The organism is Nocardioides sp. (assembly GCF_036267815.1).
Taxonomy (GTDB): Bacteria; Actinomycetota; Actinomycetes; order Propionibacteriales; family Nocardioidaceae; genus Nocardioides.
In genome coordinates this window covers 24,325-43,977 of record NZ_DATAVI010000039.1, presented here as the reverse complement: position 1 = coordinate 43,977, position 19,653 = coordinate 24,325, and the positions used below count along the sequence as shown (strand labels likewise).

Here is a 19,653-nt window from a genome sequence, read left to right as displayed (position 1 = left end):
GGCGCTGGTTCGCTCCGGTCGTGCTCCTCGGCGTGGCCGGGACCGGACTGAGCGCCCTGGCCGGCGACAAGCCCTGGGCGAGACCCGACTCCCGCGCCGGCTCGGCCCTGGTCGAGCAGTCGGGCGGTCACGTCCCGCTGGCGGGCGCCCTCGGGCTGGTGGGGCTGGCCGCGTGGGGAGTCCTGCTGGTGACCCGCGGCCCCGCGCGGCGGGTTCTGTCTCTGCTGGGGGTGGTCGTCGCCGTCGGGCTCGTGGCGACCGCCGTGGTCGGCCGCGCGTCCGCCCTCACGTCGGCCCGGTCCGCCACGGTGAGCGTCGGCAGCTCGCCCGTCGGGGCGCACACCACCGCCTGGTGGTACGCCGGGGTCCTCGTCGCTGTGATCGCGCTGCTGGCGGCCCTGCTCGCCGTACGCCACGTGCGCAGCTGGCCCGAGATGGGCACCAGGTACGACGCGCCGGGCGGCCCGACGCCGCCACCGGATCCGGCCCAGATGGAGGACATCGACCTGTGGCGCGCCATCGACGAGGGGCGTGATCCGACCGCGGGCGAGGACCATTAGGATGCGAGCACCCCCACCGCTCAGGTGCCTTCGAGGAGCCCTGCATGTCTGACAACCACGGCAACACCCCAGCCGCCTGGGCTGCGGTGACGGTCGCGATGCTCGGCTTCGTCGTGGCCGGGATCGGGCTCATGTTCGACCCGATCAGCCTGCCGGTCTTCTGGGTGGGCGTGGCGATCGGCGTCGCCTCCCTGGTGGTGTTCGTGGTGATGGCCAAGATGGGGCTGAACAGCTCCGGTCACTGATGACCCTGACGGCGGCTCCACCAGGCCTGCGGCCGCGGGCCCGGCGCATCCGTGGCCCGCTGGTCGGCGCGGCGCTGATGGGTGCGGCGACGCTGGCGCTGCACGTGCGGGATCCCCACGTGCGCCACTCGTGGGGCGTGTGCCCGCTCTACGCCCTGACCGGTGTCTACTGCCCGGGCTGCGGCGGCCTGCGCGCCGTCAACGACCTGGGCAACGGTCACCTCGGCGCCGCCGCGTCGAGCAACCTCCTCCTGGTGCTCACGATCCCGGTGGCCGTAGTCCTGTTCGTGCGGTGGAGCCACGCCGCCTGGGCCGGCCGCGAGGTGGCCGTGGTGCCGCCGGTCCCGTCGTGGGTCAGGATCGGGGTGGTCGTGGCGGTGACGGCGTTCATGGTCGCGCGCAACCTGCCCGGTAGCTGGCTGGCTCCCTGAGCCCGCGCCACGATCCGGTTGCGCGCCGGTCGCCAGCCGGGCGGCGTCCTGCCGGGTTGGCGGTGCGTGAGAGGCTTGGCGCCGTTCCGACCTGACCGAGGAGGCACTGGAGGCCCCGCATGTCCGTGCTCGACGACATCGTCACGGGCGTGCGCGAGGACTTCGCGACGCGCCGCGCGGCTACGCCGGAGTCAGAGCTGCGCGCACGCCTGCTCGACGTGCCGCCGCCCCTCGATCCGCTGCCGCGCCTGCGCGGGGTGGGCTCCGCGGTCATCGCCGAGGTGAAGCGTCGCAGCCCGAGCAAGGGCGACCTCGCCGAGATCGGCGACCCGGCCGGTCTCGCCGCCGCCTACCAGCGCGGAGGGGCAGCCGCCATCAGCGTGCTCACCGAGGAGCGCCGCTTCGGAGGCTCGCTGGCCGACCTCGACGCCGTCCGCGCGGCCGTCGACATCCCGGTGCTCCGCAAGGACTTCGTCGTGGACCCCTACCAGCTCCTCGAGGCTCGCGCCCACGGTGCCGACCTGGCGCTGCTGATCGTGGCGGCGCTGCCCGGTGACCTGCTGCGCGCCATGTACGACGCGGCGTGCGAGCTCGGGCTGACCCCCCTGGTCGAGGTGCACGACGAGCCCGAGGCCGAGCGCGCCGCGGAGCTCGGGCCCGTCCTGGTCGGGGTCAACGCCCGCAACCTGAAGACGCTCGAGGTCGACCCGAGCACGTTCGGGAGACTGGCGCCGCAGCTGCCGGGCGCCGTCCGGGTCGCCGAGAGCGGCGTGGGCGGACCCGACGACGTCCGCCGCTTCGTGACCGAGGGGGCCGACGCGGTGCTGGTGGGCGAGGCGCTGGTCTCAGAGGGCGACCCCGAGGCGGGTGTCCGGGCGATGACGGGGATCACCGCGTGACGAGGTGGGACGCCGACGAGCGGGGCTGGTTCGGCGGCGAGACCGGCGGCTGGGGCGGCAGGTTCATGCCCGAGGCCCTGGTCGGGGCGCTCGACGAGCTGACCGTGGCCTGGCAGGAGGCGATGGCCGACCCCGGGTTCACCGACGAGCTGGCGACCGTGTCCCGCGAGTACGCCGGCCTGCCCAGCCCGCTCTACGACGCGCGGCGCCTCTCGGAGCGGGCCGGCTGTCGGATCCTTCTCAAGCGCGAGGACCTCAACCACACCGGCGCCCACAAGATCCGCAACGTCCTCGGCCAGGCGCTGCTGACCCGGCGGATGGGAAAGACCCGGGTCATCGCGGAGACGGGCGCCGGCCAGCACGGCGTCGCCAGCGCGACCGCGGCGGCGTACTTCGGGCTCGACTGCACCGTCTACATGGGCGCCGTCGACGTCGAGAGGCAGGCCCTCAACGTCGCCCGGATGCAGCTGCTCGGCACCCGGGTCGTGCCGGTCGACTCCGGGAGCGCGACGCTCAAGGACGCGATCAACGAGGCGCTGCGCGACTGGGTCGCCAGCGTCGACCGCACGGCGTACCTCTTCGGGACCGCGGCCGGCCCTCATCCCTTCCCCAGCATGGTGCGCGACTTCACCCGCGGCATCGGCGACGAGGCTCGCGCGCAGTGCCTGGAGCAGTACGGCGTGCTGCCGCGCGGCGTGGCGGCCTGCGTGGGCGGCGGCTCGAACGCGATCGGGCTGTTCACCGCGTTCCTCGACGACGATGTCGAGATCCTCGGGTTCGAGGCGGGCGGTGACGGCTTCGAGACGGGTCGGCACGCCGCCACCATCAAGGCCGGCGACCGCGGCGTGCTGCACGGCGCCCGCACCTACGTCCTCCAGGACGAGGAGGGCCAGACCATCGAGTCCCACTCGATCTCCGCGGGGCTCGACTACCCCGGCGTGGGCCCCCAGCACGCCCATCTGGCGGCCTCCGGCCGCGCGACGTACGCGCCGGTGACCGACGCGGAGGCCATGGACGCGATGGCCCTGCTGAGCCGCACCGAGGGCATCATCCCGGCCATCGAGTCCGCCCACGCCGTGGCCGGCGCGCTCCGCGCTGCCCGGGCCTACGACGCCGACGACATCCTGCTCGTGAACCTCTCGGGCCGCGGCGACAAGGACATGGGCACCGCCATCGAGTGGTTCCACCTCGGCCAGACGGAGGGCCAGTGAGCGTCGCGAGTGCCTTCGAGAGGGCGAGCTCCGAGGGACGAGCGGCGCTCGTGGGCTATCTCCCGGCCGGGTTCCCGAGCGTCGAGGGCGGCATCTCGGCCCTGCGGACCATGGTCGATTCCGGCTGCGACGTGATCGAGGTCGGCCTGCCCTACAGCGACCCGGTGATGGACGGGCCGACCATCCAGGCCGCCGCCCAGCGCGCGCTCGAGGGCGGGGTCCGCACCAGCGACGTGCTCCGCACCGTCGAGGCGGTCGCGACCACCGGCGTCCCGGTCCTGGTGATGACCTACTGGAACCCTGTCGACCGCTACGGCGTCGCGAGGTTCGCCGCCGACCTGGCCGGCGCCGGGGGAGCGGGACTGATCACGCCCGACCTGACTCCCGACAGCGGCGCCGAGTGGATCGCGGTGGCCGACGCGCACGACCTCGACAAGGTCTTCCTCGTGGCTCCCTCGTCGACCGACGAGCGGGTGGCCCTGACCACCTCTGCGTGTCGGGGCTTCGTCTACGCCGCCGCCGTGATGGGCGTGACCGGCGCACGCACGACGACCAGCGGACTGGCGGAGCCGCTGGTGGCCCGGTCCAAGGCGGCGATCGCGGCCGCGGGCGCCGCCACCCCGGTGGCGGTCGGGCTCGGCGTCAGCACCCGTGCCCAGGCCGCGGAGGTCGCGTCGTACGCCGACGGGGTCATCGTGGGCTCGGCGTTCGTCCGGTGCCTGCTCGACCACGACGACGCCACGCAGGCCCAGGGTGCGCTCGGGGCGCTGACCGACGAGCTCGCCCGGGGAGCTCGCGGTGAGTAGGAGCGGACCCTCACGACCATGGCGGGGCACCGTGGTCGTGGCGGCCCTGGCCGGCGTGCTGCTGAGCGCCTGCGCGCAGGGCTCGGCCGACGCGTTCGCCGGAGCCGTGCTGCCTCGGCCGTACGACGTACCGACCACGCAGCTGCGCGACACCTCGGGCCGCGCGTTCTCGCTGGCCGACACCACCGACCGTCGCCTCACCCTGGTGTTCTTCGGCTACACCCACTGTCCCGACGAGTGCCCCACGACGATGGCGACCCTGGCCTCGGCGATGCTCCAGCTCGACGAGCGCGACCGCGCCGCCACGCAGGTCGTGTTCGTGACCACCGACCCGGCGCGTGACACCGGCCCGGTGGTGCGTGACTGGCTCGACCACTTCTCGTCGTCGTTCGTGGGGCTCACCGGGCCGCTGGGCACGATCGTGGAGGTGGCCACCGCGGTCGGCGTGCCGGTGGCGAAGGGTCATCGGCTCCCGTCGGGCGGCTACGACGTCGCCCACGGCACGCAGGTGCTCGCCATCGACGGCAAGGACACGGTGCCCGTGGTCTGGACCCTCGGCACGACCGCGCCCGAGCTCGCCCACGACATCCATCAGCTACTTGCGTAGGAGAGCGTCCTCGTGACTGCCGTGACATCGCTGTTCATCCCGAGCCCGTCCCAGGGTGTGTGGTATCTGGGGCCGCTGCCGATCCGCGGGTACGCGCTGTGCATCATCGCCGGCATCATCGCGGCCATCTGGATCGGCGAACGCCGCTGGGTCGCCCGCGGCGGCACCCGCGGCGAGGTGACCGACCTGGCCCTGTGGGCGGTGCCGTTCGGCGTCGTCGGCGGCCGGCTCTACCACGTGATCACCGATCACGACCTCTACTTCGGGGCCGGTCGGACGCCGATCGACGCGCTGTACGTCTGGCGCGGCGGCCTGGGGATCTGGGGGGCGATCCTCCTGGGCGCCATCGGGGTGTGGATCGGGGCGAGGACCAAGGGCATCCGGGTGCCACCCGTCCTCGACGCGATGGTGCCGGGCGTGCTCGTGGCCCAGGCCATGGGCCGCTGGGGCAACTGGTTCAACCAGGAGCTCTTCGGCAAGCCCTCCACGGCGCCGTGGGCCCTCAAGATCGACCCCGCCAACCGGCCTCCTGGCTACGAGCAGTACGCCACGTTCCAGCCGACGTTCCTCTACGAGTGCGTCTGGGACCTCGGGGCCTTCGGCTTCGTGCTGTGGGCCGACCGCAAGTGGAACCTCGGCCACGGCCGCGTCGTGGCGCTCTACGTCATGGCCTACACCGCCGGCCGCGGCTGGATCGAGATGCTGCGCATCGACGACGTCGAGTACCAACACGTCCTGGGTCTGCGCCTCAACGTGTGGACCTCCCTGGTGCTGTTCGTCCTGGCGTCGGTCTACTTCGTCGTGGCCGGCCGGAAGCGGCCCGGGCGCGAGGCCATCGTCTACACCGACGAGCGCCTCGGCGCCGAGCGCGAGGCATCGGGAGAGGCCGAGCCGGGTGACGGCGACGCGGCGGGGGAGACCGACCCCGCCGAGCTCGGCGAGCCCGGTCCGGCCGGAGGGTCCGAGGTCGCCGCCGACGACGACCCGATCGAAGCCGCGGCCTCCTCGCCGGAGAAGACGCGCAGGAGATCCCTCGACACGCCCGACTGACCCGTCGCTCTCCCGCGTCCTCCTGGCCGACCCCTGAGCTATGACCCGCTGTGCCGGGTCAGCGGTGTCCCACGGAGCAAGAAGCCCGCATGATCATGCGGGGCCGTGGTTATCCTGGCAGCGCTTGGGCCAACGCCGTCCCCGGCAGCCTCGCCCGATCGCCCCCTGTCGCTGACACCGGGCGCCGACGACGGGAGCACCGGATGCGCGCGCTCCAGGCGGGTCCCCCCGCGCAAGGCCTCTACGACCCACGCTTCGAGCACGACTCCTGCGGGGTCGCGTTCGTGGCGACCCTCACCGGCGTGGCCAGCCACACGATCGTGGCCCAGGCCCTCACCGCCCTGCGCAACCTCGACCATCGGGGCGCGGCGGGCGCGGAGGCCAGCTCCGGCGACGGCGCCGGCATCTTGATCCAGGTCCCCGACGCGTTCTTGCGCGAGGTCGCGGGCTTCGAGCTCCCCTCGTTCGGGGCGTACGCCGTGGGTACGGCGTTCCTGCCCGGCGGAGCCGCCGATGCCGACGACGTCGCGAAGATCCGTCGGCGGGTCGAGGAGCTCGCCGACGAGGAGGGCCTGCGGCTCCTCGGCTGGCGCGACGTCCCCGTCGACCCGACCGGGCTCGGGGCGAGCGCGAGAGCCGCGATGCCGTTGCTCAGCCAGCTCTTCCTCGAGGCCCGGGGTCAGCGCAGCACCGGTGCGGCGCTGGAGCGGATGGCGTTCTGCCTGCGCAAGCGGGCCGAGCACGAGACCGACGTCTACTTCGGGTCGTTGAGCGGCCGGACCCTGCTCTACAAGGGCATGCTGACGACCGCCCAGCTCGAGACGTTCTACCCCGACCTCGCTGACGAGCGGCTCGCCTCCGCGCTGGCCGTGGTCCACTCGCGCTTCTCGACCAACACGTTCCCGAGCTGGCCGCTGGCCCACCCGTTCCGCTTCATCGCGCACAACGGCGAGATCAACACCGTGATGGGCAACCGCAACTGGATGCGGGCTCGTGAGGCGCTGCTGTCGTCGGACCTGATCCCCGGTGACCTCGAGCGACTGTTCCCGATCTGCACGCCCGGGGCATCGGACTCCGCCAGCTTCGACGAGGTGCTCGAGCTGCTGCACATGGGTGGCCGCAGCCTGCCTCACGCGGTGCTGATGATGATCCCCGAGGCCTGGGAGAACCATCGCGAGATGGACCCGCAGCGTCGTGCCTTCTACGAGTTCCATGCCTCCCTGATGGAGCCGTGGGACGGCCCCGCCTGTGTCGTGTTCACCGACGGCTCCCAGATCGGGGCGGTCCTGGACCGCAACGGCCTGCGTCCCGGCCGCTACTGGGTGACCGACGACGGCCTGGTGGTGCTGGCCTCCGAGGTCGGCGTGCTCGACCTCGACCCGGCGAGCGTGGTGCGCAAGGGCAGGCTCCAGCCGGGCCGGATGTTCCTGGTCGACGTCGACGAGCACCGGATCATCGAGGACGACGAGATCAAGGGGGAGCTGGCTGCCGAGAACCCGCACGACGAATGGCTCCACGCCGGGCTCATCCACCTCGACGACATCCCCGCGCGTGAGCACGTCGTCCACACCCATGCCTCGGTCACCCGCCGTCAGCAGGTCTTCGGCTACACCGAGGAGGAGCTGCGCACGCTGCTGGCCCCGATGGCCGGCACCGCCGCCGAGCCGATCGGCTCGATGGGCACCGACACGCCGATCGCGGCGCTCAGCGACAGGCCACGGCTGCTCTTCGACTACTTCGCGCAGATGTTCGCCCAGGTGACCAACCCACCCCTGGACGCGATCCGCGAGGAGCTGGTGACCTCGTTGGCCGGCTCGATCGGTCCGGAGGCCAACCTCCTCGACCCGACCCCCGCCAGCTGCCGGCAGATCGCGCTGCCGTTCCCGGTCTTCGACAACGACGACCTGGCCAAGATCCGGCACATCAACCGCGACGGCGACATGCCGGGCTTCATCACCCACGTCAGCCGCGGCCTGTACGACGTGGCAGGCGGCGGCGCCGCCCTGGCCCGGCGGCTCGACGAGGTCTGCGCGGAGGTGTCGGCGGCGATCGCCGGCGGCGCCCGGGTCATCGTCCTCTCGGACCGGCACTGCACCGCGGAGCTGGCGCCGATCCCCTCGCTGCTGCTCACCGGCGCGGTCCACCACCACCTCGTACGCGAGAAGACCCGCACCCAGGTCGGGCTGCTGGTCGAGGCGGGCGACGTCCGCGAGGTCCACCACGTCGCGCTCCTGATCGGGTACGGCGCGGCCGCGGTCAACCCCTACCTCGCCATGGAGTCGGTCGAGGACCTCGCCCGAGACGGCTACCACGTGAGTGTCGAGCCCGGGGCCGCGGTGGCGAACCTGATCAAGGCCCTGGGCAAGGGCGTGCTGAAGGTGATGTCCAAGATGGGCGTCTCGACGGTCGCCTCCTACACCGGCGCCCAGATCTTCGAGGCCGTCGGGCTCTCGCAGGCGGTCGTCGACCGGTACTTCACGGGGACGACGTCCAAGCTCGGGGGAATCGGCCTGGACGTGATCGCCGAGGAGGTCGCCCTGCGGCACCACACGGCGTACCCCCGGGGCGGGATCAGTCCGGCGCACCGCGAGCTGACCGTGGGCGGTGAGTACCAGTGGCGCAGGGACGGCGAGCCGCACCTGTTCGACCCCGAGACGGTCTTCCGCCTCCAGCACTCGACCCGGACCCAACGCTACGACGTCTTCCAGCAGTACACCGCGCGGGTGAACGAGCAGTCCGAGCGTCTGATGACGCTGCGCGGGCTGTTCCGGTTCAAGGAGGCCAGCGCGACGGGACGCGCGCCGATCCCCGTCGACGAGGTGGAGCCGGTCTCGGCGATCGTCCGGCGCTTCTCCACCGGCGCCATGTCGTACGGGTCGATCAGCCAGGAGGCCCACGAGACGCTGGCCATCGCGATGAACCGGATCGGCGCCCGGTCGAACACCGGCGAGGGCGGCGAGGACACCGACCGGCTGCACGACCCCGAACGCCGCAGTGCGGTCAAGCAGGTCGCCTCCGGCCGCTTCGGGGTCACCAGCGACTACCTCACCCAGGCCGACGACCTCCAGATCAAGATGGCGCAGGGCGCGAAGCCGGGCGAGGGTGGCCAGCTGCCCGGTCACAAGGTCTACCCGTGGGTCGCGAGGACCCGGCACTCGACACCGGGGGTCGGCCTGATCAGCCCGCCACCGCACCACGACATCTACTCCATCGAGGACCTGGCCCAGCTGATCCACGACCTGAAGAACGCCAACCCCGCCGCCCGGGTGCACGTGAAGCTGGTGGCGGAGGTCGGCGTCGGGACCGTGGCGGCAGGGGTCTCGAAGGCACACGCCGACGTCGTGCTGATCTCGGGGCACGACGGCGGCACCGGCGCATCGCCGCTGACCTCGCTCAAGCACGCCGGTGGTCCGTGGGAGCTCGGGCTCGCCGAGACCCAGCAGACCCTGCTGGTCAACGGCCTGCGCGACCGGATCGTCGTCCAGACCGACGGACAGCTCAAGACCGGTCGGGACGTCGTGGTGGCCGCACTGCTGGGCGCCGAGGAGTTCGGCTTCGCGACCGCCCCGCTGGTGGTCAGCGGGTGCGTGATGATGCGGGTCTGTCATCTCGACACGTGCCCGGTGGGCGTGGCCACCCAGAACCCGGTCCTGCGGGAGAGGTTCTCGGGCAGGCCGGAGTTCGTCGTCACGTTCTTCGAGTACGTCGCGCAGGAGGTGCGCGAGCTACTCGCCGAGCTCGGCTTCCGCACGCTCGACGAGGCGATCGGCCAGGTGGAGACCCTCGACGTCGCTCCCGCCGTCGACCACTGGAAGGCCGCGGGGCTCGACCTGAGGCCGCTCCTCCACGTCGCCGAGGTCGGCGACCAGCTCGCCGGACAGAGCCTGCGCCGGGTCCGGGAGCAGGACCACGGGCTCGACCGCGCCTTGGACAACGACCTGATCGCGCTCGCCGGCCCGGCGCTCGACCGTGGAGAGCCGGTGCGGGCACGCCTCGCCGTTCGCAACGTGAACCGGACGGTGGGCACGATGCTGGGACACCACGTGACGCGGCGCTACGGCGCGGCCGGGCTGGCTGACGACACCGTCGACCTCACGCTGGTCGGCTCCGCCGGCCAGTCCTTCGGGGCCTTCCTCCCGCGCGGCATCACGCTGCGCCTGGAGGGCGATGCCAACGACTACCTGGGCAAGGGCCTCTCGGGCGGCCGGATCGTCGTCCGGCCAGACCGGGCGGCGTCGTTCGCGGCGCACGAGCAGGTCATCGCGGGCAACGTCATCGGCTACGGCGCCACCTCGGGGGAGATCCTGGTGCGCGGGGGTGTCGGCGAGCGCTTCTGCGTCCGCAACTCCGGCGCGACGGCTGTCGTCGAGGCGGTGGGAGACCATGCCTGCGAGTACATGACCGGTGGCCGCGTGGTCGTGCTGGGCCCGACCGGGCGCAACGTCGCCGCCGGCATGAGCGGTGGCACGGCGTACGTCCTGGATCTGGACGAGCAGCGGGTCAACCTCGAGCTGGTCGACCTCGGACCGGTGCCGGACGGCATGGCCGACGAGCTGCGCGCGCTGGTCGCCCACCATGCGGAGCAGACCGGCTCGGAGCTCGCGTCGTCGCTGCTGGCCGACTGGCCGAGCACCCTCGCGAGGCTGACCGAGGTGATGCCGCGCGACTACCGCCGCGTGATCGAGGCGAGGGCGCAGGCCGAGCGCGAGGGCGTCCCCGCCCACGAGGTCGACCAGCGGGTCATGGAGGTGCTCCATGGCTGACCCACGCGGCTTCCTGCGCCACCCCCGCGAGGTGGCGGAACGGCGCCCGGTCGCCGAGCGCGTCGGAGACTGGCAGGAGGTCTACCCCGGTGGACCCGGGCGGGCGCTGCTGCCGATCATCGCCACCCAGGCCTCGCGGTGCATGGACTGTGGCATCCCCTTCTGTCACCAGGGCTGTCCTCTGGGCAACCTCATCCCGGAGTGGAACGACCTGGTCTTCCGCGACGACTGGGACGGCGCCATGGACCGGCTCCACGCGACCAACAACTTCCCCGAGCTCACCGGGAGGCTGTGCCCCGCGCCCTGCGAGACGGCGTGCGTCCTCGGCATCGACCCGGCATCGTCGGGTGGACCGGTCACGATCAAGAACGTCGAGGTCGCGATCGTCGACCGGGCCTGGGAGTCCGGGTACGTCCGGCCACGACCACCCGAGTGGCTCTCCGGACGCACGGTCGCCGTGGTCGGCTCGGGGCCCGCCGGGCTGGCAGCCGCACAGCAGCTGACCAGGGCCGGTCACACCGTCGCGGTCTACGAGCGTGCGGACAGGATCGGGGGCCTGCTGCGCTACGGCATCCCCGAGTTCAAGATGGAGAAGGCGGTGCTCGACCGGCGGCTCGACCAGATGCGGCGCGAGGGGACCGTCTTCCGCGCCGGCGTCGAGGTCGGCTCCGCAGGCCCCGACGGCACCGGCCTCACCGGTGAGACCCTCCGGGCCCGCTACGACGCGGTGGTGCTCGCCGTCGGCTCCACGGTCGCCCGCGACCTCCCGGTGCCAGGCCGAGCCCTCGCCGGCGTCCACCAGGCCATGGAGTACCTCCCCCAGTCCAACCGCGCCTCGCTCGGCCTCGACGCGGCGCCGGGGCAGGGCGACCAGATCACCGCCGACGGGAAGGACGTCGTGATCATCGGCGGTGGCGACACCGGCGCCGACTGCCTCGGCACGGCGACCCGTCAGGGCGCGCGCTCGGTGACGCAGCTGGAGATCCTCGCCGAGCCGCCTCAGGAGCGACCGGCGGGTCAGCCGTGGCCGACGTACCCGATGGTCTTCCGGATCTCCTCGGCCCACGAGGAGGCCGGCGACCGGGTCTTCGCCGTCTCGACCCAGGAGCTGCTCGGCGACGTCGCCGGTGCCGTCCGCGGTCTGCGACTGGTCGAGGTCGACGCGTCGTTCCAGCCGGTGGCGGGCACCGAGCGGGAGATCCCGGCCCAGCTGGTCCTGCTCGCGATGGGGTTCACCGGCCCGCGTCGCGAGGGGCTCCTCGAGCAGCTGGAGGTCGACCTCGACGAGCGTGGCAACGTCGCGCGAGACGCGTCGTACGCCACCAGCGTGGACGGCGTCTTCGTGGCCGGCGACGCGGGGCGCGGGCAGTCGCTGGTGGTCTGGGCGATCGCGGAGGGCAGGTCCGCGGCGGCGGCCGTCGACCGCTACCTCACCGGCGAGACCAGCCTGCCGAGCCCGATCGCCCCGACGGCGCGCCCCCTCGTGGTCTGACTGCGCCTGCCGGGGCCCGTTCGGCAAGGTTCGGGACGAAATGTTGGAACGATCCAACACGCGCTAGGTTGAGGGACGTGCGAAGAGCCAAGATCGTGTGCACGCTGGGTCCGGCCGTCGACACTCCCGAGTCCATCCGGCGCCTCGTCGATGCCGGCATGGACGTCGCCCGGCTCAACATGAGCCACGGCAACCACGAGGACCACCGGCGTCGCTACGACCTGGTCCGCCAGGCCTCGGACGCCACCGGGCACGGCGTGGGCATCGTGGCCGACCTCCAGGGCCCGAAGATCCGGCTTGCCACCTTCGCCTCCGGCAAGGCGAAGCTCGCCGCCGGCGACGAGTTCGTGATCACGACCCGCGACGTCGAGGGCGACGCCCGGCTGTGTGGGACGACGTACGACGGGCTGCCCGGCGATGTCGCTCCGGGAGACCCGATCCTGGTCGACGACGGCAAGCTGCGGCTGCGTGTCGTCAAGGTCCAGGGCGACGACGTCACCACCCGGGTCGAGGTCGGCGGCAAGGTCAGCGACCACAAGGGCCTCAACCTGCCCGGGGTGGCCGTCAGCGTGCCGGCCCTGTCCGACAAGGACGTCGAGGACCTGCGTTGGGCGCTGCGGACCTCCGTCGACTACATCGCGCTGTCGTTCGTCCGGTCGGCGGCCGACGTCGAGGACGTGCGCCTGATCATGCGCGAGGAGGGCGTGCTGCTGCCGGTGATCGCCAAGATCGAGAAGCCGCAGGCGATCGACAACCTCGACGAGGTCGTGGAGGCCTTCGACGCGTTCATGGTGGCCCGCGGCGACCTCGGCGTGGAGTGCCCGCTCGAGGACGTGCCGTTCCTCCAGAAGCGCGTCATCGACAAGGCCCGGCGCAACGCCAAGCCGGTGATCGTGGCGACCCAGATGCTCGAGTCGATGATCAGCAGCCCGGCACCCACCCGGGCCGAGGCCTCCGACGTCGCCAACGCCGTCCTGGACGGCGCCGACGCGGTGATGCTCTCGGGCGAGACCAGCGTGGGGGAGTACCCCGTCGAGACGGTCGAGACGATGGCCCGCATCATCTCCTCCACCGAGGGCCACGAGCTGACCAGCATGGCCGCGATCGACTGGCAGCCCCTGACGCGGGGCGGCGTCATCGCCAAGGCCGCGGCCGAGGTGGCCGACCGCGTCGACGCGAAGTACCTCGTGGCGTTCACCCAGTCCGGCGACTCCGCCCGGCGCGCCTCGCGCTACCGCGGCCGGGTCCCGATCCTCGCCTTCACCACCGAGGCCAGGGTGCGCTCCCAGCTGGCCCTGTCGTGGGGGGTCGAGACCTTCTTGACCAAGCCGGTCGAGCACACCGACGAGATGGTCCGCCAGGTCGACGAGGCGCTGCTGGAGATCGGCCGGGTCGCGGAGGGCGACCTCGTGGTCATCATCGCCGGCTCGCCGCCCGGCATCCCGGGCTCGACCAACGCCCTACGGATCCACCGGATGGGCGACGCGATCAACGAGGTCGCACCGGCCTATCGCCGCCTCTGAGGCTTCGGTCCCGCGGGAGTCCGGGCCGAGTCCGGTGGGTGCCGGGTGTGGGACTCGAACCCACACGTCCTTTCGGACAACGCCTTTTGAGGGCGCCGCGTCTGCCGTTCCGCCAACCCGGCCGGCGACCGCCAAACCTACCGGACGCCGACCGTGCCGGCGGGCCGGCCCGGATAGCCTGGACGGGTGACCACCTCGGAGCCACGGCGCGTCGTCATCGCCGAGGACGAAGCCCTCATCCGGATGGACCTCGCCGAGATGCTCGCCGACGAGGGGTACGCCGTGGTGGGCCAGGCGGGCGACGGCGCGACCGCCGTCGAGCTCGCCGAGCGGGAGCGTCCCGACCTGGTCATCCTCGACGTGAAGATGCCGGTGCTCGACGGCATCGCGGCCGCCGGGCGGATCGCCCAGGCCCGGATCGCCCCGGTCGTCATCCTGACGGCGTTCTCCCAGCGCGACCTGGTCGACCGGGCCCGCGACGCGGGAGCGATGGCCTACCTGGTCAAGCCGTTCACCCGCGGCGACCTCCTGCCGGCCATCGAGATCGCCGTGAGCCGCTTCACCGAGCTGTCCGCCCTCGAGCAGGAGGTCGCCGACCTGGGCGAGCAGCTGGCCGCGCGCAAGGCCGTCGACCGGGCGAAGGGGATCCTCCAGCGGGACCTCGGGCTGAGCGAGCCGGAGGCGTTCCGGTGGATCCAGAAGACGGCCATGGATCTGCGGCGCTCGATGCGCGAGGTCGCCGACGGCGTCGTCGAGCACGGCGTGGGATAGGTGCCTCCGAGGGGTCGTAGGCCTCTGCCGCAAGCCGTCTTTGGTCCCGCCACACAGTGTCCAGCGTGTTGCGATCTGCGCAAAACCCATGTCGGGGGTCGGACTGGCCCTCCGAAGGTGCTAGGTTCCCCCGCATCTCGACTAACGCCGCACGGCTCCGTGCGGCCGTGCTTTGACGGAGGAGAAGTGGCTATCAAGCCCCAACTGCGCACCCTTGCCGTGATCGCGGCGGCGGGTCTGGCGCTCACAGCCTGCGGGAGCAGCAACAGCTCGACCGCTGGCAGCGGTGGCAGCGGCGGCAGCGCCCCCTGTGGCAACTACGAAATCGGCTTCCTGGGTGCCACCACCGGTCCCTATGGCGCGCTCGGCCAGAACATGGTCGGCGGCATCAAGCTGGCGCTGGACACCTACAACAAGGCCAACCCCACCTGCAAGGTGAACGTCAAGGTGTTCGACTCGCAGGGCGACCCGACCAAGGCCACCCCGCTGGCGACCCAGATCGTCCAGGACACCAACATCGTCGCCCTGGTCGGCCCCGGGTTCTCCGGTGAGTCCCTGGCGACCGGCAAGACGTTCTACGCCGCCGGCCTGCCCTCGATCTCGCCCTCGGCCACCAACGTGACCATCACCCAGCAGGGCTGGGCCACCTGGCACCGCGTCATCGGCAACGACTCCGCACAGGGGGCCGCCGACGCGCAGTACATCCAGAACACCGCCAAGGCCACCAAGGCGTTCGTCATCGACGACGGCTCCGACTACGGCAAGGGCCTGGCCAGCTACGTCCAGAAGGGCCTCGGCTCGATGGTCACCGGCACCGACACCGTCCAGACCGGTCAGACCGACTTCAGCACGACCGTGGCCAAGGTGACCGGCTCCGGTGCCGACGCGGTCTTCTACGGCGGGTACTACGCCGAGGCCGGCCTCCTGGTCAAGCAGCTCCGCCAGGCGGGCTACAAGGGCCTGTTCATGTCGGGCGACGGCTCGGAGGACCCGGCGTTCGTCAAGGCCGCGGGTGCCGCGGCTGCCGACGGCTCCATCCTGTCGGCCCCGGCCGGTCCCGCTCCGGCTGACTTCAACACCAAGTACAAGGCCGTCAACGGTGCCGACTCGGGTCTGTACTCCACGCAGTCCTACGACGCGGCGAACATCGTCTTGGACGCCATCAAGGCGGGCAAGACGAGCCACCAGGACATGAACGACTTCATCAACGCCTACTCCGGTACCGGCGTCAGCGGTCCCATCAAGTTCGACAGCCACGGCGACATCACCAGCTCGACGATCTTCGCCTACAAGGTCGCGAACGGGAAGCTCGACACCGCGAACCCGTCGCCCATCCAGTAGCTCGGGCCAGCCAACCGCTGTCGCATCGGCTGCGGCCGGGAGCATCCCGGCCGCAGCCGATGCACGGTGCATGCGACGAGAGGAACCATCGTGGACTTCGGGTTCCTGTTCCACCACTTCGCCCAGATCACCATCACCGGGCTGGCTCTGGGGTCGATCTACGCGCTGGTCGCTCTCGGCTACACGATGGTCTACGGCGTGCTCCAGCTGATCAACTTCGCGCACTCCGAGGTGTTCATGTACGGCACCTTCGCGATGGCGTGGACGGTCACCTACTTCCACGGCACCAGCTCCAGCGACGAGGGCCTGGGCAGCGCCCTGGGCCTGCTCGCCCTGTGTCTGATAGCGGCGATGGTCACCTCGGCGCTCGTCGCGCTGCTCGTCGAACGCCTGGCCTACCGGCCGCTGATCAGGCGCGGGTCGCCGAAGCTGGTCATCCTCATCTCCGCGATCGGGGCGTCGTTCTCGCTCGCTGAGCTGATGGGACTGCGCGACAAGATCGCGGGCTGGTTCCACCTGGACGACAAGCTCGCCAACTACGTCGCACAGGCGCGCAACACCTACTCCTCACCCATCACGATCGATCCGCACAAGGTCTTCGAGTTCTTCGGGTACGCAGTGACGGACATCGACCTGCTGGTGATCTTCTCGGCGCTGCTGATGATGTTCCTGCTCGACCTCTTCGTCCGCCGTACGCGGCTGGGTCGCGGCATCAGGGCCGTGGCCCAGGACCCCGAGGCTGCCGCATTGATGGGCGTGAACTCCACCCGGGTCATCCGCACGACCTTCCTGATCGGCGGGATCATGGCCGGCGTCGCGGCCACCCTCTACATGATCCGGATCGGGACCACCCGCAACGACGCCGGCTTCCTGATCGGCATCAAGGCGTTCACCGCGGCGGTCATGGGCGGCATCGGCAACCTGCGCGGAGCCCTGGTCGGCGGGCTCGTGCTCGGGGTCATGCAGAACTGGGGCGGCGCGGTGTTCGGCAGCTCGTGGCAGGACGTCTTCGCCTTCGCCCTCCTCGTGCTGCTGCTCCTGGTCCGGCCCACCGGCATCCTCGGTGAGTCCCTCGGGAAGGCCCGGGCATGAACGCCCCAGGACGTTCTTCGTCTCCTCGGCTGCGCGCCTCCGCCGGACATGGGGGCCCCGAATGAGCAGCACCGTCCCGGCCACGGAGCGCTCCTCGAGGCGGTTCGGCAAGGGGCTGGGCAGGGGATTGGGCAAGCCCCTCCAGATCGAGCTGCCGTTCCTGCGCAAGGGCTGGGTGCGGTGGGCGATGATCGTGGTCGGCATCGTGCTGGCCTACGCGCTGCCGATCATCCGGCCGCCGCTGCTGACCACCACCGACTCCGACTTCGGCGGGGTCATGGTCGACGCCGCGTCGTACGCGCTGGTCGCGGTCGGGCTGAACATCGTGATCGGCTATGCCGGGCTGCTCGACCTCGGATACGTCGGCTTCTACGCCACCGGGGCCTACACCACGGGCGTCTTGACCTCGCAGCACGCGCACTGGCCCTTCTTCCTGACCCTGCCCGTCGCGATCGCCGTGACCATGATCAGTGGCCTGATCCTCGGCGGCCCGGCGATCCGCGTGCGCGGGGACTACCTCGCGATCGTGACCCTGGGCTTCGGCGAGATCATCACCATCTGCGCGCGCAACTCCAACTGGCTCGGAGGAGCCAGCGGCATCAAGGACATCCCGCCACCACCGAGCATCGGGCCCGACCCGCTCGGCACCGACCAGGACGGTCTCTTCCAGATCCCGCACCTGTCCTGGAACGGCCTGGTCCCGTCGGTCGACAACCTGCACAAGACGCCGTTCCTCACCTTCAGCGTGCTCGACGGCATCCCGTACTACTGGCTGATCCTGACCGTGATCATCCTGGTGATGATCGGCGACGTCCTGATCAAGAACAGCCGGGTCGGGCGCGCCTGGGAGGCCACCCGCGAGGACGAGGACGCCGCGGAGCTGATGGGCGTTCCGACGTTCCGCTACAAGCTGCTCGCCTTCGCCATGGGCGCGGCGATCGGCGGGCTCGCGGGCTCGATGCTGGCCGCGGGCCAGGGCGGCTACATCAGCCCGGACGCCTTCCCGCTCCAGCTGTCGATGCTGTTCGTCGCAGCCGTGCTCATCGGCGGTGCCGGCAACCGTTGGGGCGCCCTGGTCGGCGGGTTGCTGGTCGCCTACCTCCCGGAGCGCTTCCGTGGCCTGAGCGACTGGCGGCTGCTGATCTTCGGGCTGAGCCTGATGCTGATCGTGACCTTCCGGCCGCAGGGCATCCTGCCGCCCCGTCGTACCAAACGGGCGCTGCGCGCCCAAGCGGAGATCGAGGAGCTGGAAGGCGATGTCGTCGATGTCTGAGACCGACACCCGCAAGGCCCTGCTCGAGGTCGACGACGTCACCATCCGGTTCGGCGGCGTCACCGCCCTCGACTCGGTCTCCTTCGACATCAAGGAGGGCGAGATCCTTGGCCTGATCGGGCCGAACGGCGCGGGCAAGACCACCTGCTTCAACGTGATGACCGGCGTCTACCAGGCCACCGAGGGCGAGATCCGGTTCGACGGACGGCCGCTGGCGAACCTCAAGCGGCACCGGATCACCAAGCTGGGGATCGCCCGGACGTTCCAGAACATCCGGCTGTTCAAGTCGATGACGGCGTTGGAGAACGTCCTGGTCGGCGCGGATGCCAACAGCAGGGTCGGACTGCTCAACGCGCTGTTCCGCACGCCCCTGCACCGACGCACCGAGTCGGTCGCGATCGAGGAGGCCTATCGGCTGTTGGAGTTCGTCGGGGTGGGGGGCCACGCGGAGGAGCTGGCGGAGAACCTCTCCTACGGCGACCAGCGACGCCTGGAGATCGCCCGGGCGATGGCGACCAAGCCCAAGCTGCTGTGCCTGGACGAGCCGGCCGCCGGCTTCAACCCGGCCGAGAAGCAGCGACTGATGGACCTGATCCGCAAGGTCCGCGACGAGGGGTTCACCGTGCTGCTGATCGAGCACGACATGCGCCTGGTGATGGGCGTGACGGACCGGATCGTGGTGCTGGAGTTCGGCCGGAAGATCGCCGAGGGGGCTCCGGCGGAGATCCGCGACAACCCGGCCGTGATCGCGGCCTACCTGGGAGTGGACGAAGAAGATGCTTCTTGAGGTCGAGGGCCTGTGCGTCAACTACGGCCACATCGAGGCCATCCGTGACATCTCGTTCGGCTGTGCCGACGGCGAGGTCACCACGCTGATCGGAGCCAACGGCGCCGGCAAGACGACCACGTTGAAGACCATCTCGGGGCTCCGCAAGGTGCGTGAGGGCAAGATCGTCTTCGATGGCGAGGACATCACCCGGCTGCCCCCCTACGAGCGGGTCAAGCTCGGGATCAGCCAGTCCCCGGAGGGCCGCGGCTGCTTCCCCGGGATGACGGTGCGGGAGAACCTCGACATGGGCGCCTACGTGCGCACCGACCGCAAGACCCCGGCGTACCAGGAGGACCTGGACCGGGTCTTCCAGCTCTTCCCGCGTCTGGAGGAGCGTGCCAACCAGACCGCGGGCACCATGTCCGGCGGTGAGCAGCAGATGCTGGCGATCGGGCGGGCGCTGATGGCGCGGCCCCGGCTGGTTCTGCTCGACGAGCCGTCGATGGGTCTGGCCCCGCGCCTGATCCAGCAGATCTTCTCGATCATCACCGAGATCAACGAGCAGGGCACGACCGTGCTGCTCGTCGAGCAGAACGCCAGTCAGGCCCTGCGCAGGGCCCACCAGGCCCATGTGCTCGAGACCGGCGAGATCGTGCGCTCGGGGACCGGCCAGGAGCTCTCGGGTGACTCCTCGGTGCGCGCGGCGTACCTCGGCGGCGACATCTAGCGCCGCGCGCACGAAGTCATTGACCCGTTGCGTGGGAGTGACGCCCAGGGAAGTGCCGATCAATGGCGCGCAGCAGGCGGGACTGATCAGCGC

At 71.2% G+C, this 19,653-nt stretch carries 17 protein-coding genes and 1 tRNA gene; 17 read left to right on the top strand and 1 reads right to left on the bottom strand.

Annotation, left to right across the window (positions count from 1 at the left end; all coding sequences use genetic code 11):
* Positions 1 to 20 precede the first annotated feature (20 nt).
* From VHW64_RS07925 to pyk, 11 genes are all read left to right on the top strand, one after another.
* Complete coding sequence (locus VHW64_RS07925; protein ID WP_329649986.1) at positions 21 to 560, top strand: Trp biosynthesis-associated membrane protein; 540 nt, start codon at positions 21 to 23, stop codon at positions 558 to 560.
* 44 nt (positions 561 to 604) lie between these two features.
* Positions 605 to 805, top strand: coding sequence for an HGxxPAAW family protein (locus VHW64_RS07920; RefSeq protein ID WP_329649985.1), 201 nt, complete (start codon positions 605 to 607; stop codon positions 803 to 805).
* Positions 805 to 1,236: a DUF2752 domain-containing protein gene (locus tag VHW64_RS07915; RefSeq protein ID WP_329649984.1), complete on the top strand. Its 432-nt coding sequence runs from the start codon at positions 805 to 807 to the stop codon at positions 1,234 to 1,236. Before VHW64_RS07920 ends, VHW64_RS07915 begins: the two co-directional genes overlap by 1 nt.
* Before the next feature lie 119 nt (positions 1,237 to 1,355).
* Complete coding sequence (gene trpC / locus VHW64_RS07910; RefSeq protein WP_329649983.1) at positions 1,356 to 2,135, top strand: indole-3-glycerol phosphate synthase TrpC; 780 nt, start codon at positions 1,356 to 1,358, stop codon at positions 2,133 to 2,135.
* Positions 2,136 to 2,200: 65 nt separating this feature from the next.
* Complete coding sequence (gene trpB, locus VHW64_RS07905; protein WP_414690472.1) at positions 2,201 to 3,346, top strand: tryptophan synthase subunit beta; 1,146 nt, start codon at positions 2,201 to 2,203, stop codon at positions 3,344 to 3,346.
* Positions 3,343 to 4,152, top strand: a complete 810-nt coding sequence (gene trpA, locus VHW64_RS07900) for a tryptophan synthase subunit alpha (RefSeq protein WP_329649981.1) — start codon at positions 3,343 to 3,345, stop codon at positions 4,150 to 4,152. Before trpB ends, trpA begins: the two co-directional genes overlap by 4 nt.
* Positions 4,145 to 4,759, top strand: coding sequence for an SCO family protein (locus VHW64_RS07895; RefSeq protein ID WP_329649980.1), 615 nt, complete (start codon positions 4,145 to 4,147; stop codon positions 4,757 to 4,759). The genes trpA and VHW64_RS07895 overlap by 8 nt, the downstream gene beginning before the upstream one ends.
* A 12-nt stretch (positions 4,760 to 4,771) precedes the next feature.
* Positions 4,772 to 5,809 carry a prolipoprotein diacylglyceryl transferase gene (gene lgt, locus VHW64_RS07890; RefSeq protein WP_329649979.1) on the top strand — a complete coding sequence of 346 codons (1,038 nt, stop codon included), beginning with the start codon at positions 4,772 to 4,774 and terminating at the stop codon, positions 5,807 to 5,809.
* A 203-nt stretch (positions 5,810 to 6,012) separates the two neighbouring features.
* Complete coding sequence (gene gltB / locus VHW64_RS07885) at positions 6,013 to 10,572, top strand: glutamate synthase large subunit (RefSeq protein WP_329649978.1); 4,560 nt, start codon at positions 6,013 to 6,015, stop codon at positions 10,570 to 10,572.
* Positions 10,565 to 12,064, top strand: a complete 1,500-nt coding sequence (locus tag VHW64_RS07880; RefSeq protein ID WP_329649977.1) for a glutamate synthase subunit beta — start codon at positions 10,565 to 10,567, stop codon at positions 12,062 to 12,064. Before gltB ends, VHW64_RS07880 begins: the two co-directional genes overlap by 8 nt.
* Before the next feature lie 77 nt (positions 12,065 to 12,141).
* Positions 12,142 to 13,587 carry a pyruvate kinase gene (pyk, locus tag VHW64_RS07875; RefSeq protein WP_329649976.1) on the top strand — a complete coding sequence of 482 codons (1,446 nt, stop codon included), beginning with the start codon at positions 12,142 to 12,144 and terminating at the stop codon, positions 13,585 to 13,587.
* Positions 13,588 to 13,626: 39 nt separating this feature from the next.
* On the opposite strand, the gene VHW64_RS07870 is transcribed toward pyk, so the two are convergent.
* Positions 13,627 to 13,709: transfer RNA gene (locus VHW64_RS07870), tRNA-Leu, on the bottom strand.
* A gap of 64 nt (positions 13,710 to 13,773) precedes the next feature.
* Here VHW64_RS07870 and VHW64_RS07865 point away from each other — a divergent pair.
* The 6 genes from VHW64_RS07865 (at position 13,774) to VHW64_RS07840 (ending at position 19,560) form a co-directional block, all read left to right on the top strand.
* The gene (locus tag VHW64_RS07865) at positions 13,774 to 14,358 is read left to right on the top strand and encodes an ANTAR domain-containing response regulator (RefSeq protein WP_329649975.1); all 585 of its coding nucleotides are present in this window, start codon (positions 13,774 to 13,776) and stop codon (positions 14,356 to 14,358) included.
* A 186-nt stretch (positions 14,359 to 14,544) separates the two neighbouring features.
* Positions 14,545 to 15,699 carry a branched-chain amino acid ABC transporter substrate-binding protein gene (locus VHW64_RS07860; protein WP_329649974.1) on the top strand — a complete coding sequence of 385 codons (1,155 nt, stop codon included), beginning with the start codon at positions 14,545 to 14,547 and terminating at the stop codon, positions 15,697 to 15,699.
* 90 nt (positions 15,700 to 15,789) lie between these two features.
* Positions 15,790 to 16,791 carry a branched-chain amino acid ABC transporter permease gene (locus VHW64_RS07855; RefSeq protein WP_329649973.1) on the top strand — a complete coding sequence of 334 codons (1,002 nt, stop codon included), beginning with the start codon at positions 15,790 to 15,792 and terminating at the stop codon, positions 16,789 to 16,791.
* A gap of 61 nt (positions 16,792 to 16,852) precedes the next feature.
* A complete protein-coding gene (locus tag VHW64_RS07850) occupies positions 16,853 to 18,064 on the top strand; it encodes a branched-chain amino acid ABC transporter permease (RefSeq protein WP_329649972.1) in 1,212 nt (403 codons plus the stop codon).
* Complete coding sequence (locus VHW64_RS07845; RefSeq protein WP_329649971.1) at positions 18,057 to 18,851, top strand: ABC transporter ATP-binding protein; 795 nt, start codon at positions 18,057 to 18,059, stop codon at positions 18,849 to 18,851. The genes VHW64_RS07850 and VHW64_RS07845 overlap by 8 nt, the downstream gene beginning before the upstream one ends.
* Positions 18,841 to 19,560: an ABC transporter ATP-binding protein gene (locus VHW64_RS07840; protein WP_329649970.1), complete on the top strand. Its 720-nt coding sequence runs from the start codon at positions 18,841 to 18,843 to the stop codon at positions 19,558 to 19,560. The genes VHW64_RS07845 and VHW64_RS07840 overlap by 11 nt, the downstream gene beginning before the upstream one ends.
* Positions 19,561 to 19,653: the final 93 nt, after the last annotated feature.

Coding starts and splice junctions, on each gene's coding strand:
- VHW64_RS07920 (WP_329649985.1), top strand. CDS start 605: ATGTCTGACAACCACGGCAACACCCCAGCCGCCTGGGCTGCGGTGACG.
- VHW64_RS07915 (WP_329649984.1), top strand. CDS start 805: ATGACCCTGACGGCGGCTCCACCAGGCCTGCGGCCGCGGGCCCGGCGC.
- trpC (WP_329649983.1), top strand. CDS start 1,356: ATGTCCGTGCTCGACGACATCGTCACGGGCGTGCGCGAGGACTTCGCG.
- trpB (WP_414690472.1), top strand. CDS start 2,201: ATGCCCGAGGCCCTGGTCGGGGCGCTCGACGAGCTGACCGTGGCCTGG.
- gltB (WP_329649978.1), top strand. CDS start 6,013: ATGCGCGCGCTCCAGGCGGGTCCCCCCGCGCAAGGCCTCTACGACCCA.
- VHW64_RS07880 (WP_329649977.1), top strand. CDS start 10,565: ATGGCTGACCCACGCGGCTTCCTGCGCCACCCCCGCGAGGTGGCGGAA.
- VHW64_RS07850 (WP_329649972.1), top strand. CDS start 16,853: ATGAGCAGCACCGTCCCGGCCACGGAGCGCTCCTCGAGGCGGTTCGGC.
- VHW64_RS07845 (WP_329649971.1), top strand. CDS start 18,057: ATGTCTGAGACCGACACCCGCAAGGCCCTGCTCGAGGTCGACGACGTC.
- VHW64_RS07840 (WP_329649970.1), top strand. CDS start 18,841: ATGCTTCTTGAGGTCGAGGGCCTGTGCGTCAACTACGGCCACATCGAG.